The organism is Salinimicrobium xinjiangense DSM 19287 (genome assembly GCF_000423585.1).
Lineage (GTDB): Bacteria > Bacteroidota > Bacteroidia > Flavobacteriales > Flavobacteriaceae > Salinimicrobium > Salinimicrobium xinjiangense.
In genome coordinates, this window is sequence record NZ_KE384058.1 from 1 (window position 1) to 19456 (window position 19456).

Annotated in this window: 17 protein-coding genes; 5 read left to right on the forward strand and 12 right to left on the reverse strand. The window is 41.1% G+C overall.

From position 1 onward, the window contains the following. Window positions 1-421: IS110 family transposase (locus tag G564_RS0117205; RefSeq protein ID WP_037374123.1), on the reverse strand; the 421-nt coding region annotated here is incomplete at its 3' end. 807 nt (window positions 422-1228) lie between these two features. Between G564_RS0117205 and G564_RS20030 the strand changes: the two genes are divergently transcribed. Continuing rightward, the gene (locus tag G564_RS20030) at window positions 1229-2491 is read left to right on the forward strand and encodes a hypothetical protein (RefSeq protein WP_051205585.1); all 1263 of its coding nucleotides are present in this window, start codon (window positions 1229-1231) and stop codon (window positions 2489-2491) included. Between the two features lie 23 nt (window positions 2492-2514). Here G564_RS20030 and G564_RS0117220 read toward each other — a convergent pair whose 3' ends face one another. Next, entirely contained in the window at window positions 2515-2790 is a 276-nt protein-coding gene (locus G564_RS0117220) for a hypothetical protein (protein ID WP_029038755.1), read from the reverse strand. A 403-nt stretch (window positions 2791-3193) separates the two neighbouring features. Between G564_RS0117220 and G564_RS20225 the strand changes: the two genes are divergently transcribed. Next, window positions 3194-3418, forward strand: a complete 225-nt coding sequence (locus G564_RS20225; protein WP_084625674.1) for a CDGSH iron-sulfur domain-containing protein — start codon at window positions 3194-3196, stop codon at window positions 3416-3418. 200 nt (window positions 3419-3618) lie between these two features. Next, window positions 3619-4290, forward strand: coding sequence for a hypothetical protein (locus G564_RS0117235; protein WP_029038757.1), 672 nt, complete (start codon window positions 3619-3621; stop codon window positions 4288-4290). A gap of 49 nt (window positions 4291-4339) precedes the next feature. Here G564_RS0117235 and G564_RS0117240 read toward each other — a convergent pair whose 3' ends face one another. Further along, window positions 4340-5566, reverse strand: a complete 1227-nt coding sequence (locus tag G564_RS0117240) for a hypothetical protein (RefSeq protein WP_029038758.1) — start codon at window positions 5564-5566, stop codon at window positions 4340-4342. A gap of 763 nt (window positions 5567-6329) precedes the next feature. On the opposite strand from G564_RS0117240, the gene G564_RS0117245 reads away from it, so the two are divergent. Next, a complete protein-coding gene (locus G564_RS0117245) occupies window positions 6330-8552 on the forward strand; it encodes an APC family permease (RefSeq protein WP_051205587.1) in 2223 nt (740 codons plus the stop codon). Window positions 8553-8902: 350 nt separating this feature from the next. On the opposite strand, the gene G564_RS0117250 is transcribed toward G564_RS0117245, so the two are convergent. The 9 genes from G564_RS0117250 to G564_RS0117295 form a co-directional block, all read right to left on the reverse strand. Next, the gene (locus G564_RS0117250) at window positions 8903-9562 is read right to left on the reverse strand and encodes a helix-turn-helix domain-containing protein (protein ID WP_029038760.1); all 660 of its coding nucleotides are present in this window, start codon (window positions 9560-9562) and stop codon (window positions 8903-8905) included. After that, the gene (locus G564_RS19585) at window positions 9563-11482 is read right to left on the reverse strand and encodes a tetratricopeptide repeat-containing sensor histidine kinase (protein ID WP_051205589.1); all 1920 of its coding nucleotides are present in this window, start codon (window positions 11480-11482) and stop codon (window positions 9563-9565) included. A gap of 57 nt (window positions 11483-11539) precedes the next feature. Then, window positions 11540-11719, reverse strand: coding sequence for a hypothetical protein (locus G564_RS20415; protein ID WP_156879283.1), 180 nt, complete (start codon window positions 11717-11719; stop codon window positions 11540-11542). Between the two features lie 638 nt (window positions 11720-12357). Further along, window positions 12358-12645: a hypothetical protein gene (locus G564_RS0117270; protein ID WP_037374241.1), complete on the reverse strand. Its 288-nt coding sequence runs from the start codon at window positions 12643-12645 to the stop codon at window positions 12358-12360. Between the two features lie 524 nt (window positions 12646-13169). Beyond that, complete coding sequence (locus G564_RS0117275) at window positions 13170-13394, reverse strand: hypothetical protein (RefSeq protein ID WP_029038762.1); 225 nt, start codon at window positions 13392-13394, stop codon at window positions 13170-13172. A gap of 242 nt (window positions 13395-13636) precedes the next feature. Next, window positions 13637-14614 carry a DUF6624 domain-containing protein gene (locus G564_RS19590; protein ID WP_156879284.1) on the reverse strand — a complete coding sequence of 326 codons (978 nt, stop codon included), beginning with the start codon at window positions 14612-14614 and terminating at the stop codon, window positions 13637-13639. 35 nt (window positions 14615-14649) lie between these two features. After that, the gene (locus G564_RS0117285) at window positions 14650-16353 is read right to left on the reverse strand and encodes a S41 family peptidase (RefSeq protein WP_169578149.1); all 1704 of its coding nucleotides are present in this window, start codon (window positions 16351-16353) and stop codon (window positions 14650-14652) included. 80 nt (window positions 16354-16433) lie between these two features. Continuing rightward, a complete protein-coding gene (locus G564_RS0117290) occupies window positions 16434-16865 on the reverse strand; it encodes an ExbD/TolR family protein (protein WP_029038764.1) in 432 nt (143 codons plus the stop codon). Between the two features lie 326 nt (window positions 16866-17191). Further along, a complete protein-coding gene (locus tag G564_RS0117295) occupies window positions 17192-17857 on the reverse strand; it encodes a class I SAM-dependent methyltransferase (RefSeq protein ID WP_029038765.1) in 666 nt (221 codons plus the stop codon). A 282-nt stretch (window positions 17858-18139) separates the two neighbouring features. Between G564_RS0117295 and G564_RS0117300 the strand changes: the two genes are divergently transcribed. Beyond that, window positions 18140-19255, forward strand: a complete 1116-nt coding sequence (locus G564_RS0117300) for a DUF2914 domain-containing protein (RefSeq protein ID WP_029038766.1) — start codon at window positions 18140-18142, stop codon at window positions 19253-19255. Window positions 19256-19456 lie beyond the last annotated feature (201 nt).

Here is a 19456-nt window from a genome sequence, read left to right on the forward strand (position 1 = left end):
ACAAATCTCTCAAAGTTTTATACATTGGAGACATAGGCTCCCAGTTCTCCAATTCTCTTTCTATTCCAAAACTGGCAATGGTCTTTGCATCTACCTTATCTGTTTTGGTTTTCACATTCAGACTTTTAATGTAGTTTTTTATTTTATTAGCTAACACCACTGACACCTTCTGGTTCTGAGAATGAAGATAGTAAGCAAGGTTTTCGTAATATACTCCTGTTGCTTCCATTACAAATCTTACCGACCACTCATCATCTTTTTTTTGTTTTAAAGACCAGGATAAGAAATTTTCAAATCCCTGATCTGTATTTTCAAAGGAACGAGTTCCTTTTATCTTAATACTGTTATCTTCTGTTCTTACTTTAATACAGGCATAGAAGTCATTCATCGAAATGTCAATACCAATAATTAGTTTACTCATAATATGTTTAAAGTTTAAGGAATATCTTCTTTTATCTTTCCTCGTGTTTATACGGAATACAAACAACATGGCCTGTTTCCTAGATACTATTCAGATTTTAAGAAGAAAAGAAACAAGTGCAAAGTCTCTGGGTCGATATACAAAATTTGTTATCTGGGGCGATGTTGCTATTCCTGTTTCTTCCTATTATTAATTTTGAGGATTCAAGTAACTAAGATTATATATTTTAAAGTATTTATAGTGAACAAAATTCCTATTTTTCAAACATACGAGGGGCGAAATATAGGTAGCCCGGGGTGCAGCCCCGGGATCAAAAAACACCCCCTCCACAAAGAGCCCCGGAGGGGCGACATATTTGGGATTGCAGTTACATCATTATGTTTAGTCATATGATAGGAAGTTAGATTTACAAGCGTAGAAGTACGAAGTTTATTTCAGTACCTCCCCCGCTAATAGGCGGGACTACCCTGCAATATGACTTTTCAGGAAGGTCCAATCAATTTCAGCTCCCTACTTCTGTTAATTGAACTTTTCCCCGTTTAGACATTGTCCAAAGCCGGATCCTAAGGGGACGGACAATCGTTAATAACATCTTTAAAACTTCAAACTCAGTACCAGCCGGTGTACTCCCCAAAATGTTAAGTTAATTCCTGCAAATCTACCTCCCAAAAAAGTCATTTTTCAGCAGCTACAGAAAGCAGTGGCCCAATACCGGAAAGGATCCAAATTATTGTCCCTTGTTTTAACACATTTTAATATATTTGCTGCCCCTACAGCGAAGAGCCTTTAACCTTCTCAAATTTTTTAATGAAATATTTTTTATCGTTAGCTTTTGCCCTGATGTCTGCTTTTTCTTATTCACAGACGGAAAATAAAAAGATCCGGCTGTTTTTAGACTGTCAGTCCTATTGTGATCAGGAATATATAAAGCGGGAAATTCCTTTTGTAGATTATGTGAATGACCGTTTTGAATCCAACGTTTTTGTATTATCAAATCATCAGGTTACGGGGAGTGGCGGCCGTGAGTACAAATTACAATTTACAGGAAGGGAGATCTTTGCCGGGGTGAATGATACGTTATCCTTTGTGAGGCAGGCGACTGCAACAGATGATGAGGCAAGACAACAAATAGTACAGACCCTGAAATTGGGTCTTGTTAGATATCTTGCGAAGACGGAGCAAGGGAAAAAAGTGCAGATCGTTCTCGAAGAAGAATCTTCAGAGAGTGGGGGTGCAACCGAAAAATCCCAGGAGGATCCATGGAATCTTTGGGTGTTTAATGCACGTCTTAACGGCTATCTCAATGGTGATAAAAATTACTTCAGCAATAGCTTCAGTACCGGTTTTACTGCTTCCCGTATATCAGAAAAGCTAAAAACAACTACATCTATAAGCTATGGTGTGAACAAGAACCGTTATGGTTCAGGGGAAGATGCCATAAAATTTTCTAATGAAAGTTACAGGGGAAGCAACACTACAGTCTGGTCTCTGAATGATCACTGGTCTGCAGGCGGTATTTTTGAAATCTTGAGGTCGGATTTTTCAAATTATGAATCCTCCTGGACCCTCACTCCTGCAGTGGAGTACAACTTCTTTCCTTATACGGAATCTAATAACCATTATGTTGGTTTGATGTACAAGATAGGACCTTCGTATTTTGACTACAGAGAAGAAACGGTCTATTTGGAAACGGAAGAATTCAGGTTTCGACAGAACCTTTCTCTGGCAGTTAGCCTTAACAAAAAGTGGGGGCAAATTAGTGGTTCAGCGGCCTATGGTCATTATTTCCATGATTTTTCTAAAAACAGGCTCACCTTTTCCGGGTATGCAGACCTAAGGTTGTACAAAGGTTTGTCCCTTAACATTAGCGGTTATTATGCCGTACAACGAGACCAGTTGAATATCGCTAAAGGGAATATTTCCAATGAAGACCTTCTTACCAGAAGAAGACAACTGGATTCAAATTATTCATTTTATACCAGTTTTGGAATTCGTTACAGGTTCGGGTCCATTTTTAATAATGTGGTCAACCCTCGTTTTGACGGTGGTGGAGGTGTGTTTTTCTTTTAAGGACAGAGGAAAAACATAAATTATCAATCCCTCATTTCTGAAGTCATGAATTCAGGTTTCCTCCATTCTGAAAACGTACTATCACTTTTCTTTTTTCTGAATGTACACCAGGTACCATCGAAGCTGTATTCATAGAGCACTTTGCCTTTGCTTTTAAGAACTCCCTGCTGCGGAGTCTGCTTTATTCTTATTGTCCAGTTTTGTCGGGTGCCGGCCAGGTTGAACAGCAGGTATTCAGGATAGATTCCGGTTCTTTCGAACTCGCGCATTCCGCCCTGTACGTGGATGATTTCTAACATTGTTATTCTATTTAATTTCTACTCAGATCCCTTTGGTGTGACCGGAAAATTCCGGGGTATACATGCTTTCTATAGAGGTGATGCCATTAGAGAATTTCCGGCAGGGGGATTTGTCGCTGCGCCGGTAGGGAAGACGTAGTAGCAGATGAAGGTAGTAAATTTTGATTGTATAGTGTATATTGAAAAGCACCAAATTTCAAATTCCAATGATTGAAGTATCTGCTTAATGTAAATTAGCAATTAGTACTTGTAATGAGGTGTCAAAAATGCCATTTTTGGCAGGTGATTATGGAGTGAGGCTGGAAGGCCTTATAAAGGTTCAGAATAAATGTGGGTAGAAGTCGATTTTAGCTTCAGAACTTATTATTAAAAATGTAATTTGCTTATCTAAGAAAAAATAAAAGTGGCGACAACAAAAATTACGGTAAACAACAACGGCTCTCTCATAATTAAGGGAGATTTTGAAATAGTGGATAAGAACGGAGACGTGTACGATCTTGGCGGCAGGGAGCAGGTCACCCTGTGCCGCTGCGGCTTGTCTGCCAACAAACCTTTTTGCGATGGATCTCACAGGAATCACTTTGAACATGAAGCCATTGCTTTTGATCTGCCTCCAAAGAAGGTGTAGAAATAAAGCATTTTTGAAGAACAGTACAGCACTCATGGGGTGCTGTATTTTTTTGGGTCTAATTCAGAAAATCAAAGCTTTTGAACCAGCAGGTACTTTTTTGGGAATTGAGCATTTGAAGTTATGATTTTATACAAGGGATTACCGGTTTAAATTGATTATACTCTCTTCGGGGAATTTCACCCGATAAAAACCTGATCATGAAGTACAAAATAAAAATAGAGGACGTCCAAACCCTTGAAGAGATAAGCAATTACTGGACAAACGAAGATTATATTCAGCTACTTGAAAAATTTGAATATCCCGATGCTGAAGATTCCGGTAAAGAAAATTTGAGGGAATTACTTTTTATGGCCATTACAGATTTCGAACCTTCTGAAGCTGCCAAAGTGGTTCTTACCTACAAACTCAGTGAGCATCTGTCTGAAGGTCAGATTGACCAGATCTCTAATGATATGCTGAATGATAAGGTGTGTGAGGAATATCCTGAAATGGAATTACAGGCACCTTTATTTCATGTTAATCAGCTGCTGTTTAAAGCTTACAATGGAAAATTCCCCAGCTCCAGCGCTACCATAATTGAGTGTGTTATATCCCCTCTTGAAGAAGAAAATGAAACCGTACTGCGCAAAGAAATGCTGTTGAGATTGTTCGATGATGGTTTATCTGAAAGAAATATCGTGAAAAGGTTATTTGAGGAACAAATGAATGGAGCAGCCGGTTTTCCTGAAGCCGAAAATATTATCTGGGAGCTGGAGATTCAGGATAAAGATCGGTACAGAATTACTACTTCAGGAAATCTTATCAAAAAGGAGGACCTTATCTCTTCTGAATGGGAAAGTGAGATCGAACTAACCCCAATGGAAAATTAGTATCAAAAATGACATTTTTGAGAGGAAATTCTCAGGGCAGTCAAAATGATCAATAAGTCGAAAGCTGCCTGAATTTTAAATTCACACCTTCAACATTCACACTTTCATTAAAGTTTTTCTCTACAATGACGAGTCGGCGGTTGAGGTCGCTGATGATCTTGTTGATCTCCTTTTCATCTCCTATGTTCCGGCTTTTGTTCAGCACTCCCTCGAGGGATTTTTGATAGGCTCTAAAGGTGAGAATATATTGTTCCCTCAGGCTTTCCACTTCATCTCTGATGAATTTCGCCTGATTAAGCGCATAATCCGGGTAAAAAAGCCTGTGGTTCACCAGGTGACTTTCATAAGCTGTTGGATTTGACCGGGTAACAGCTTCTATTTTTTCCTGTACCTCCTTTGCAGTATAATGCTTGTTTATAAGAGTGGTTAATCCTAAGGTGTCCTTAGAGTTTATGGTGTTTGGAGAGAGCGTGTTTATCCTTTCAATGGTGTAGGTGTTGAGCAGTTCGGTCAAAGCGTTGGTGCGAATGGAGAGATTGGATAAATTCTGGTCAAATTTCTCCTGGGCTACTGCCAGACCTTCATAATGCTCAATATAAACCTTGAGATCTTCTTTTAAACGGGTAACATCCTGAAGATTTACATCTTTACCCTGCACTGCCGTTCCAATCACGATGTCGATCACAGAGCGAATGGCTCCCACCACGGGCACTGCACTCGTAAAGCCTTCGGTAATTGGAGATTCAATGATATTATTCATAAAAGACATGAATTTGTCTGAACTCGCGCCGTTTATTTTTTTACCGCCTTTTATAATGTTCTTTTTCAAAATGGTATTTACCTCCTCTGTAAGGGAGAAACCAAGATCTGTATTCGACGGATTGTTTAATGCGGAAATCCTGCTGAGGTAAGTAGCTGTCGCATCAAACTGCCTTATGGCATTCAGGCTCACGTTTGCGACATACACAAATTCACTGGTGTTAACGATCTTGTTCTTTCTGAAGGTAAATTGTTGCTGTGCAGTGTGAAATTTGTCATCCCTGAATTCTCCGATGAGCCTGTTGTTTTCAGTAACGATCTGTTTAAAATTATCAAGATTTTGCTGAAGCTCTACAAGTGAAGCCGAAGATTTCTGAATCGAATCGGTACTTTTCTTAAGTTCGAAATACTTTTTGTAAAGAACTTCTACGGAATCTTTCATAGATTCTGAAGGCCCCTGACTGAAACCAAAAAAGGGAAATAACAGAATGACAAGCAGTACTTTATTTTTCTTCATAATAAAAAGAGGATGAGTTTAATACCAATAAATAATCTGCCGAATATATTATTTTAATGATTAGCTCCGACACCTGAAGTTAGATTTACGAAGGTAGAAGTATGAAGGGGAGTGAGCAGTATTCAGTGGTCAGTGATCAGTGATCAGTGATCAGTGATCAGAAAAAAAAATGATCAGAAAATTTGAGAGTCAGAAAATCTTTAGGTTTGAACCTTAAATCTTGAGTTTTTAAGCGAGGAGCAATATTAATAGTCCGGGGTTTTAACCCCGCGTTTAAAGAACCACCTGAGATGAGCCCTGTTAGGGCGCCGCATAAACATCAGATTATTGTTTAGTCATATGATATGATAGTGATCAGAAAGTGCAGTGTGCAGTCTCAAGCAGGCAGTAATGGAATTTAGATTTACGAATTTAGAAGTACGAAGTTTTCCAGAGATTAAATAAGAGGCCGAAAATCATTCGTGTATTCGTGGCGAAAAAAAAGAAGAATGTGGAAAGAAGACATCTTCATAAATCATAAACTTCAGAGCTTTCTCTTATAAACAAGCATAATCTGTTATTGAGTTTCCTTTAATTCTGATTATACATTACTCATTATACATTATCCATTCAAAAGTTTCCTCGTCGCATCAGCTTTTACCAAAAGCAAATGCTCTGTCGGAATGACAGTATTATAACGATTTAATTTTCTTTCAATCCGAATTTTGAATTGGAATCCTGAATTCCATTAAATCCCAGAATATTTTCCTATTTTAATTTCCCCATGAACATAGACCCTTCTTCTTCAGCAACAAATCGTACTATCGGATTTTCCGGAGCTTTGGGCATCGGGGTGGGAGCAATGGTGGGAGGCGGAATACTTGCCCTGGCGGGGGTGGCTTTTGCCGTGAGCGGACCTTCGGCTGTCCTTGCCTTTGCTCTAAACGGGCTGATCGCTTTTATTACTGCACTTAGTTTCGCCGAAATGGCTTCGGCGAATCCGCAATCGGGAGGAACTTATACTTACGCCAAGAAGGCTTTATCGCTTCAGGTAGCTTTTGGGGTAGGGTGGATTGTCTGGTTTGCCTCCCTGGTAGCGGCAGTGTTGTATGCTCTTGGTTTTGGAGCCTTTGCTGTTTTTGCTCTAAAACAAATTCCGGCTCTGGAGAGCAGCGGAGTCCTTGAGTTCGGCTTTGTGCCGGTATTATTGGCCTTGGGAGCCATAGGTTACTTTACTTTCAGCTTAACACGAGGTTCGGGCGATGGCGGCGCTGTTATTAATATTGGGAAACTCGCTGTATTTGCCGTACTCATAGCCGGCGGACTCGCTGTATTTGTGCAGACTCCTTTCAGTCATATTTCAGAAAGTCTGGACCCGTTTTTTTCGGGCGGGTTCAGCGGAGTGATAGCGGCAATGGGTTATACCTTTATCGCGCTTCAGGGTTTTGATCTTATTGGTTCGGCCGCAGGAGAAATTAAAAATCCGGAGAAGAATATTCCGAAGGCGATGATGGGCACACTCGCAGTAGGTCTGGCTATTTACCTGCCCCTGCTTTTTCTGATGTCGACCGTTGGCGTACTTCCGGGGGAGTCCATAACAGAAATGAGCAAACAGGATTCTGAAACTGTGCTGGCCGTTGCCGCTCAGAATTATCTTGGAGCTTTTGGTTTCTGGCTGGTGCTGGTAGCGGGTATATTCTCAATGCTTTCAGCTTTACAGGCCAATCTCTTTGCAGCTTCCCGGATTTCCCTTAGCATGGCAAAAGACCGGACCCTCAATCATCACCTTTCCAATATCAGCGAGAGATTTGGAACGCCTGTAACCTCTATACTTGTAACCTGCGGAATTGTAGCCATCCTTGTTTTGATCCTGCCCGATCTTGCCGCGGCCGGCGCAGCTTCCAGTTTGATCTTTCTGATCACTTTTGCACTGGCACATCTTATCATGATCCTCATGCGCAACCGCGGATATAAGGAAAGTGCAACCTTCAGGGCTCCTTTTTTTCCAGCCCTGCCCATCGTCGGAATAATCAGCTGTTTAGGTCTGGCTATTTTTCAGGCAATAGTGGTGCCGTCTGCCGGAATAATTGCACTGTTATGGCTGCTCACCGGGGCGGTCCTCTTTGTGTCATTTTTCATAAAAAAAGCCAGGGCTATAGAGGCGTCTGAACAGGCCCTGGATCCCGATCTTATCCGTCTGCGGGGATTAAGTCCGCTGGTGCTGCTCCCAATATCCAATCCCGCAAATGCGGAATCTATGGTCTTTTTAGCAAATGCACTGGCACCTCCGGTGATAGGGAGGGTCCTGATCCATTCCATCGTTATTCCCAGTACCGAAAAAGATGATCTTGAAAAGCGGCTTTTATCCAGTCGTGATGTTACGCAGTACGCCCTGAAAGCTTCTTTTGAAGCAGGTCTGCGTCCCGAAACCCTCACCACTATAGCCGATCATCCATGGGAAGAGATTGAACGGGTGGTCAAAGAACACAATTGCAGAAGTCTGCTATTGGGATTAAGTGATGTCAATGAATCTCAGACCAATAAGAACCTTGAAAAACTGGTTAAACATGTTAAGGCAGATGTGGTGGTATTCCGCCAACCTTTTAGCGGATGGAAAATTACGGCAGCACAGAAAGTCCTTATTCCGGTAGCCGGTTTCGAAAGTCACGATCCGCTCCGGGCACGTGTTGCTGCTAGCCTGTGGCGTGCCTCACAACCTGAAATAACTTTTCTCCAGGTACTGCCTGAAAATACCCTTTCAGAAACAATTGAGAAAAACAATCAGAGACTTTCCCGTTTTGCAAGCCGCATCATTCCCGGAAAGACCGAAGTTGCTATAATTCAGAATGATGATGTGGTAGCAGAACTTGTGCACCAGGCCTCCCGGCATGACCTGGTAATAATGGGTCTGGGTAAAGCGGGTAAACATCAAAAAGCCTTCGGACATGTAGCACTTAGCCTGGCTGAAAAAACAAATACTGCGTTGATCTTTATTAGTAAAAAATGAGGGGAAGTTAGAAGTACGAAATTGAAGATTCCAAGCACCAAATTCCAATTTGAGAAAAAGCCCCGGCGGGGCGACATATTAGTAGCCCCGGGTTTTAACCCGGAGTTCAAAAAGTGCCACCTCCAAAAAAAACCCCGGAGGGGCGAAATATTTCCGGTTGTGATTACAATATTAATTTAGTCATATGGATAGTGGTCAGAAAATTTGCAGTGCCCGGTTTAAAGTAAGCAGTAATGAAAACTTAGATTTATGAATTTAGAAGTACAAAGTTTTCCAGAAATCAGATAAGAGCCGGAAAATCATTCGTGTATTCGTGGCAATAATTAAATCCAGAACCAATCAATGAATTTTTAAATGAGCTGCAAGGTCATTACTATACTCACCAGCTGGGCATTTGTGGTAGCTCCAAAATCTTCACGTAGATCTCTTAGCTTTTTTTCAATGGAACTTTTACTGAAGGGAGCCATTCCTTTACTTTTAAAGCTTTCACTGATATCCTCCTGCGAATAGCCCTGGGAGATATACCTTAGGAGGGATAATTCATACTCGGTCAATTCCTTTAAATTTGTTTGCTCGAGAGTTTTGCGGATATCGGGAGAAAGATATTTTTCTCTCTCCCTCACTTTGACCATGGCTTCCTGAAGATAATGCATCCCGTGTCGGCCTTTGCATACATAAGCATCTACAAAAGAAACGATCTTTTTTACCCGTCCTGGTTGATCCTCTATGGAATGAATGATCACCTTTGTATCCGGCAACTCCTGTTTTATCTTCAGGGCAAGTTCATCCCCTGAAAAAATTTGTTCGGTCCTGTGATCCTGCTTAAAGGAAAGATCACAGATCAAAAGGTCAAAGGGCGTATTTTCCATAGCGGCCTTTTTCAACTTGAGGTACGCCTCGTCACAATACTGGCAATAAATTACTTCCCTGATTCCCAACTGCAGCAGGAATTCTTTTAGCGCGCTGTTGACGGCGTCTATGTCTTCGGCAATAAGTACTTTTTTGAACATCTACATAGAAATTAAAATGTTAGCGGAAAAACCTTTATCCTTATCGGACTGAAAATTAAAGGTCCCTCCAATAGAAACAATACGGTTTTCCACATTTTGAAGACCCGATGCCTTTTTTAGCTGTTCCGCCGCAGCTCCCACTCCATTATCATTATAGGTGATCTGTAATCTGGAGGCATTTTTTCTAAAATTGATACCAATAATTGATGCCTCACTGTGCTTGTTCATATTCACCATTAACTCCTGGAGCGACCTGTAAATGACAATCTTTGCTTCAGCATTGAGTTTTTCCCAGGCTATATCCTGGAACCCTGTGAGAAAGAGTCGGGCATGAGCTGGCGTGCTATGGGATAACATGTACTGAAGATCTTCTGCAAAGCCGGGGCCGGTGTGGACAGGAGTATTTTCCCTGGAGATGTTTCGGGTGCGGGAATAGATACTATCGAGTTTATTAAGAATCACTTCCCTGTCCAGGCTTGCAGGATTTTCCACTTCAGTGATCACGTTATAAACATCATTGGCCAGTTCGTCATGGATCCTTTTTGATATGCGCACCTCTGTTTGATGTATTTCCCTAATGGTCTTCTTCTTGTGGCCTTGCTTAATGAGATAGTAAACAAAAAAAGCCGAGGCCAGGAGGAGAAAGGCAGTGGAGATCGCGAGGTTTCTCCGGTTCCTTTCCTGCAAAAGCTCCAGTTTTTGATTTGAGGTGAGGGTTTCCAGCTCCTTTATTTCTTTGATCTTTTGCTCTTCATCATATTTGATCTTAGCAAAAAGATTCTTGACCCGGTTCCGGGCTGTGGAAAGGCTGTCGTTTATCCGCATGTATTCCAGAGAATATTTTTTATTCTGAACAGGGGGCGAAAGCTGAATCAGGTATCCCAGCGCCTGCGTTTGATCACTTAGGCTCTTAAGTTTTTTCGATAGACTGTGATATTTTTCAGCATATTGAAGGGCCTCTTCTGGATCTTCTTTTAAGTTCATTCTTGTGAGATGATTGTAACTTGTCATAAGACCAATCAGATCATTTTCCTGCTGCCTTGATTTCATTATATCCTTTACTTCATCCTCGACTCCTGATTTATTCTGCAGCCATTGGGTATAGTACAAATTGCCTTTAATTCTGTTGAAGGTTGTTTTATCTGTAGCCAGATGAAGAATTGAATCGTACAAGTTGAGGGATCTCTCATAATCTTTTTTTTCCTGATAGATATTAGCGATATTATTGAGAAGTGCCAGGCTGTCCCTTCTTGTTTTGGCTATCCTCAGGGCATTTTTATATTCATCTATAGCCTCATCCAGATCGCCAAGTTGCCTGTAGGTCATTGCCAGATTGTTGTAGATCCTAGGTAGAAAAATGGAATCTTCGGAATTTTGAAGAAGTTTTAAAGCCTGTATCTGGCTTGCCTGGCTTCCCGAAAAATCTCCCAGCCTAAATTGGGCTATACCCAATTCTACCAGGCGTCTACCTGCAGATGTACTATCTCCTGTAAACAAATATAACTTTTGTGATTGATGCATATCCCTTAGTACTTCGAGATGATTCTCCCTGTTGAGTTGAGCGCGGCCTCTTCGGTAGTAAGCTTTGGCCAGAGTTGAAGTGTCTCCTGTTTCAATCCCTTTTTCGATCATCAAATTAGCGTAGTGAAGGGAACTGTCATAAAGTTTTATTGCATCATAAAAGTAGATCTGGTGATCAAGGATTTCTGTTAGAAGCGTATCGTCAGGGGATTCTATTTGGGCAGCAGCCTGAGATAGCAACCGGAGTTTTTCACCAACATCTTCAACTGTTTTTGCTTTCTGAAATGTTCTAAATGCCTTATCTGTTCTTTCGATCGTTTGTTGTTCTAACTTCTGGTTTTCAGAACAACCAGAGAATAGGCTGCAAATTAAAAATAGGAGGGGGAAAGCTTTGTTCATGAATCCAAAGTTATAAAAAAGAAAAAGCCGCTTTCTACAGCGGCTTTGAATTTAATTCTAATTTCCACTTCCTGGTGGATCGGGTGGTGGATCCATAGGATCATCACCTCCACCACTACCTAAACAAAAACAGACCAGCAAAATCAATAAGTTAGGAAAGAAATCAGATGGTTTTTGAATTTCCCCCGGGCAACAATTATTTTGGAGCTTGAATCTTGAATTTTCAAAGTCCATCATAGGCGCCACATTTAAAAAATTCTTACAGATTTCGCAGGTGTTATTAGTTGTCAGGCTAAATCTTTATTTAAAACGCTGAATTCGCAACAGGCAACTGAACTAACAATAGATTCATCACTCCGCTGCACTACTTTCTGAATGATTCATGATCCATAATTCATCACGAGAGGAGCCTTTGCGGAAACATTTACCGGTGAGCGGCCGTTAAGTTTAGCGCACAATGAGAATTCGGTGTTGCTGAAGTTTAGTACAAATACCCATCCTTATCCAATAAACTAAAATACCAATACCGGTTAAATGCAGATGAGCCCAGGAGTTTCCGCCACAGCAATTGTCAGAACACTGTCGTCGGTTATTCGGGAACCGAAATTCTGTAACTGAAAATCGGTTGTTTTTATGTTTTTTCCTTCGAAGACAGAACCTATAATGTCTCCTAATAAAGCTCCGATCATAGATGATTCAAGATTTAAAATTCAAGATTGGGATTTCACGCCCGCCGCGCATCTCGCAACCCGCAACTCGTAACAGGTAACCGGCCACTTTACAAATAGGAGATTCTTCACTTCGCTATCGCTCGTTCTGAATGACAGAAATAGTTTCCACCTTCACTTCGTACTTCTAACTTCGTAAATCTAACTTCAATCATCTTCCAATTCCTCCTCAGTGATCCCATTGACATTGGCCAGGGTATTCATCAAGTTTTCCAGCTCATCAAATAGTCCGAGTAGCAGTTGCAGGTTTTGGTCTTTACTGTCGCGGAACATCTCCAGGTCAAACTTGAAGGTATCGCCTTCGCGGAAGGTTTCGTTGATCTCTGCATACTGTCCCGTCATACCGACGTTGATGATCCGTTCCATCAGTTCTTCGTGGATTTCTAGTAAAGCGCGGTAAGTGAGGATGATTTTATTCCGATAGCTCGTGCTCATTATAAAGAATTTGAAGTTTTACTCTTATTTTTTATTTCTTGTTCTTTTTCCATTGATGAAAAAGAACCAAAAAATCTAGGCTTACGAAACCCCGCCTAAATTTATCGTTCACTGCCTAAATTTTAGGAACTCGCGGGAGACCTCGGAGTAAAAAGAAAAACTCATTCCGCTCAAACAGCCTAAAATTTTACGTCAGCTTCACTTCAAATTTTACGGCAAACTTTCGTAGGCCGAAGAAATTACGTTTTTATTTTACAATGATTAAATAAAAGATATAACCTGTCAAAATTTTCCGGCTCCTCCCGACACTTCGGGATAGGGGAGGGGTAAAATGGAAAATTTTCTACCTCAGCACCCGTAGCAGGCAAAAGTCCTGGCTCCTGGTTCTTGGCTTTTGATTCTTTTTAATCCTGAACTCATAACTAAAAAAAGATTCTTCACTCCGCAAAAGCTGCGTTCAGAATGACAGATTCTAAACTCCTAAACTCCTAAACTCCTAAACTTTTACTTCGTACCTCTAACTTCTAATTTCGTACTTCAGTAAAATTCCATGCCACCTCTCCTAAATCAATTGTTTCATTCGTTCTCATTTCCAGAATACTGCCGAATGCATTGGGCACTGAAACATTCAAACATAATTCATACCCTCCAAATACACCTTCTGAAAGATGGGTTCTCTTATAATATTTGATCTCCTCCTGTATGTGTTGGTATTGTTCTTCTGTGAGCATGATCTCCAGTTTTCTCATTTTTTTAATTTTGTATTGTTCTATTAGAGATTAGGCAGTTTATAAATCATAACTCATTGCTCTTAGCTGAAAAAGAGATTCTTCGCTCCGCTGCACTTCGCTCTGAATGACAGGCCTAATCCAACTTCGTACCTCTAACTTCTAAAATCTAACTTCCGGTAACTAAGATAGGACGGGTGGGCGACAAAAGATGACGCGTGAGGATTCAAGATTTAAAATTCAGGATTCAGAATTAATCGGGATTACTGGGGATCTGATTTCGTTGAGGTTGAGTCCTGAGTTGTTTTATAGGTCTCTGCATCCCAAATGATATTCCAGGTGGAAACGTAATCCTCAATGGGACCTAAACCCACCTCTGCTCTCCGGCGGTTCACATTTTCGGGGTCGAGAAGAGGGGAGACGTAATATTCCCCGGTTTCCTGATCCATTGCAACCTGACTGCCATAGATCTGCTTTTTACCCTGTCGCAGCTCTACCCGGTCCTCAAGGAGGGCCAGATCTGCAGGGCTTGCAGCTCCTCTCTTTACCGCCTGCCGCAGCATGGGTAAGTACTCTTCCTGTGTTTCAAGTCCGGCATGCTGAATAACAAGAAAAAGCGCGGAATTTGCACTGCGGCCAATAAGCTCTGTTCCCAGCCAGCCATTTTCGTCCAGTACCTTTTTTACCTTGATAAGGTTGATGGAATCCTGGTTTCCAATAAGCTCCCAGTGTGCCCTGATCTCTTCTGAATCGCGCCCATACTGCTCCTGAATTCCTGCCGATTCCTGTCTCAGCTTTTGGTCGTCATAATAAACCACCTCCAGCAGGGCAGCTACTTCTGCCAGGCCTGCTTCGGCTTCCTTTTTGTTTTCACTTACTTTTGTCAGAACGTCCATCCAGCGCCCATCAGAGCGCAGGGAGTTGAAATTATCGTCTGAAGAGATCTGCCAAAGGTCTGAATATTTCCCTTCATCAGTAAGCAGATTAAGTTGCTCAAAAGCCTGATCTTTCTGCTTTGCCAGAGCCCAGGAGGTCGCAGCTTCATACCGGTGTGAAATACTGTCAATATCTTCTGCCGATTCAAAGGCTGCGGAATACTTTTCACCCGATTCACTATATGCTCCTGCTGCATTCAATGCCCGCGCTTCGGCTATCAAAACATTGTAGTTTCCGGAATGCTGCTGCGCACAGGAGCCGAGAATAAGCAGTCCTGTAAGGCTCAAAAAGAGGATTTTTTTCATGATTTTAATTTTATTAGGAATGTGGTTTAAGTGGTTCATTTTAGCAGCCTGATCTCTGTATCCTCTTCAATTATCTTAAGAGCTTCCTTCAGGTATAACTCAGGGTCGTAGTGCAAAGCGCTTTCGGTAATGACATGATCAAGCGCCACGCCTTCACGCTGCACACCACGGCCGTCGGGATAAAAGCCTCCCAGGCCGGTGAAGGAAGTGGTCTGCCCGTCTGCCAGGGTATACGTCCAGATATTTAAAGGAGCACCGGCCGTTTGCTCTCCAATAGTGGTCACATTCGGTGCAGCCTGTATGACCATTGCTAAATATTCAGCATAACTCATGGAAGAACGGTCTACCAGCAGAATCACCCTGCCTTTGTAATAGTTCCTGTTTTTCTTTCCACTTTTGAAAGGATCCAGTATAAACCGCAGTGGCGCTTTTCCATCGGGGTCTCCGTAGGAGGGGTTGGAACTTTCCGGAAAAAGGACTTTTACAAACTTCTTTTTCCGCGGAAAAAGATATTTTGAAATATCTGTATCCCTTATTTGTCTGGGATAATTCCTCAAATCCAGAACAATGGCTTTTTTATCTTTTCCGTGGTTAAAAGCAGATTTAAGTTCTGCGGAAGTAATACTGTCCAGATTGATATAAGTTACTTCGGGGGTGAGATCGTACCAGTATTCCTTCCACGGAGTGTAGAGATGCCTTACGCTGTCAATACTTCCGAAGGATCTGTATAAAGGAATGCGCTGTTGCTCTGATATGCCTGACTGCGGAGAAAGAACCCTGATCCTCAGAGAATCTGTTTTTCCCGATAGCAGATACCAATTCTGTATGCGGTTATGAAGATAGTTCCTGTTGGAAGCGGAAAAAATAGGAGCGAAGTTCTTTTCCACATAGTCCTTTACCGGCAGGCCCTCAATATAGGTTATTACATCTCCGGGTTGAATATTTGTTTGAGCTGTGCCAGCAGGCTCCATGACGCGGGTAATTACAAGGGAATCGTTGACGATCCTGCCGTTCATGGCGGGAGACCGGTTGTACAGGGAATCCCATAGGTAGGAAGAAGTTCGATAGGAGTGAGAATCATTCAGCCTGGCATTCATTTTCAGCTTTGCCACTTCAAATTTTTCAGTAGTAGTTGCTTCTGAAAATTCCCGGGTGAGCTCAGGTAGAATCTCTCGCCAGTCTTCATCCATAAGGTACTTGTTGACGTACCAGTATTGAATGGCATTCCAGAAATTGTAGAGCAGCAGTAGTCTGTGGCTTTCAAGAGACTGGTCAAAATCTGCCAGCGGTTTTTCATTTTCGAAATTCAGAAAATTGTTGAGAATTTCCCGGGAGGCGTAGTGATCTCCGATCCTCCTGTTGTCTTTTAGTTTCAAAAGTTCCCGGGTGAGTTCCGGTCCAAAATCATAATCCTGAATCCAGTTGTAATCTTCATTCCTTCTGAAAATGCCTTTTGCCGCCGAATTCCTGCCGGGTTTAAACCGGGTCTTTTTAGTATTATATCCCGTGCTTAGCTCAAGCAGAATTTTATTCAGTTCCTTTTGATCTCTTACCTCCCGGGACTTTTCCAGAACAGTCAGCAACTCCCGGTTCCAGTCATATTTTCCGCGGCTCACATCGGGGTGATGGTATTTCACAAGCCCCCATACCAGTCCTATTTGCTGATTGACTTCGTTCTTACTAAGCTGTTGACCATAGGTGAGGCCGGTAAAGAGGAATAGAATTAAAAACTTTTTCATATCAAATTTCATTGGGTAATACAGAGAGAAGGGAGGCTCAGATTAAATCTTCTTGTCAATTATTTTTCTGAGAGATCCGGTCAATCCAGGGCTTTAAGATCTTTCATGTCAACTGCCTTTAACCAGTTTTGGCCATCAAGGTTTAATTTTGTGGTATTCAGCAGAAATTTTTGAGTTTGGTAGGGACGATACCCTGCGGACATTTGCTGACTTACATCCATGATATAACCCAATTTCAGGTTTTCATCTGCATAGATCCTGTAAATGATCATTTGATCCGGATTAAATGGCAGAGACCTGACCCTTTTCCGAAGCTTTTCCGCCACCTCTTCAAATGTTATTTTTTCAGTTTCTAAAAAGATGGTTTTGTCGGCACTTATAAAGACATTGATGTAAACCACTTTGGTTTGTATTGTTTGGGTGAGGTCCTTTTTCTTTTGAGTTGATGAGGAGCCCGGCTGACTGGTGAAGCTGAAAAAAATAATAAACAGAATGCTGATGTACTTTTCCATTTAAAAACAGAATTAAATTTGTCAGCTGTAGGGAGGCTGGGTGGCAAAAAGACCAGGAATTGAGCAGGCTTTAAAAGCTGAAAATTAATTCCTGTTAAATATTTTAACAATAATAAGAAGAAGATTTTGAAATCACACTGATTCTTCGGAGAAAGAGGAAATCATTGGACGATTCGCGGCTAAATTAAGAGGTTTCAAAAATGTCATTTTTGAGAGGTGTTTAGAGGAGAGTGGAGAGGAAAAAGTGGAGCGAGGTCAGAGGGCTATGGAGAGAAAACAAAACCTATAAACCACAAACCACAAACATTCCGCAACTTCCACAAGCCTTACCTCAGCTTATACAGAGTTGTTTTTAAAATCCCTTCAAATCCGGGAGCCGGAACGGAAAATAAATGGTTTTCTTCTATGACCTTAAAATTAAAAGGGGCTGCAGTAAGGTCTACGCCACTTTGTTTTTTTAGCCTGATGCCCTGTCCGGAGATAATATCCTTATTGGGTTCAAAATCTTCTTCCGGTAAGTGCTCGGTGAGAATAACATACTGGAAATCGTATAGTTTTTCAACCAGCCTTTTGATTTCCGCATTTGATAAATGTTGCAACACCTGCCTCAGGATCGCGCAATCGCCCGAAGGCAGATCATCTGTTGCAATATCCAGAGCATGAAATTCCAAATTTTCTGCCTTGAATTCTTTGCTGTTATGTGCTATAAGCTCCGGAACTATATCTATTGCGATGTACTTTTTGGAGTACTTCACCAGTTCTTTCCCAATATTAAAATCCCCGCAACCCAAATCGCAAACTACCGGCGGAGTCTCAAGATCTTTTAGAAATGCGGTTACTACTGCTATATATGGATTCACAGTCTCAGGATGATGGGAGCCTAAACCGGAGTAGAATTCAGATTTGTCACCACCCCACAGGTTTTGTTCATAGATCTGTACCATGGCATCTTTTGTTAGCCAGGATTTCTTGATTTTTTTGTCTTTTGTCATTTAAAGGGAAAACTGGATCATCACTCAAAAGTAATTGATTAAAATGTGGAACCTGCAATGGGTGAAGCACCAAAATTTAATTTTGAAAAGTAGACAGAAAGCTGGGGACGGTATAACAATGAACAATGAACAATTAACAATTAACAATAAACAATTAATTTCCTTCCGCTGAATTATGCGATAAGATCCTGATTACACTTTTTTCCATAAGCTCTCTGGCATTATAGTCAAAGCAAATATCCGGATGAAGTTTTTACGCTAAATTTGGCGCTACAATACATTATGAAAAAGACTTTAGTAAGATATAGAAATAGTGCTTTTGGAAGGTTTGTTTTTCGCAATCAAAAGTACGCTCCCATTCTTTTTTTTATGGGTGGTTTCATTTTTGACACGTTGACCTTAGGGCGAATTGACCGTGTTTATGATACGGTGGTACTTTGCTCGCATATGAGCTTATTGTCCATAACGCTTTATTTATATAATACAGTGGATAATGACAAGTGGGAAGGTACTTTTATCAGACGTTATTCCCAATATTTTCCACTACTCATACAGTTCTTCTTTGGCGCACTTTCAAGTGCTTTTGTGATCTATTTTTTCAGAAGTGTGTCCATGTCAAAAACTATGTTTTTTTTCATACTGCTGGTCCTGCTCTTATTTGCAAACGAGTTTCTTAAAAAGAAAATCTCCAATAAATACCTTCAGTTTAGTGTTTATTTTTTTATAAGTTTTACCTTTTTCGCCTTTATGATTCCCACGCTGATCAGGAAAATGAATACCTTTATTTTTATCATTTCCGGACTTTTGAGTTTGTGGTCTACCCTGGCACTCATCAGGTTTATTTACAGGTCAAGCCCAGGCATAAGAGCTGAGATAAGTCTGAAAAAACTGATCGGTCTTATCCTTTCTATCTATATCACAATTAATGTTTTTTACTATTTCAATCTTATTCCACCAGTGCCGCTGGCTATGGATACCGGGTTGGTAGCTCATGATGTGAGAAAAGAAAATAACGAATACATCGTTACTTACGAGAAGAATCCATGGTATGTGTTTTGGCGTAAACATGATACCAATTTTCATCGTCAGGCAGATCAAAGAGTTTATGTATTCACTTCTGTTTTTGCACCTACAGATTTAAAAAAGTCCATTTTTCATAGGTGGAAATGGTACAATCCGGAAACTGAGAAATGGGAAGTGACTGATGACATTAGCTTTAAAGTTACCGGTGGGCGTGACCTTGGTTTCCGTGGATATACTCATAAAAACAACCTTAGGGAAGGCCAATGGAAAGTTGATGTAATTACAGAAGAGGAACTGGTACTTGGTGTTGTGGATTTTGTAATTAAAAACACTTCTGAACCTCATAATGAAGGAATGGTAAAGAAATCATTTTAAAACTGTTTCCTCAAATTTATGTTTTGTGCTTCTAACAGAATTTTCCTGCTCCCTGTTTCCCATTTCCGGTTCCTCCGTTTCCCGATTTAACCAATCCCCAATCCCCAATCCCCAATCCCCAATCACCAATCACCATTCACCAATCCCCAATTACCGCTCACATCGGCAAGATCCCTTTTGCAATATGATATTCTCGTCAGC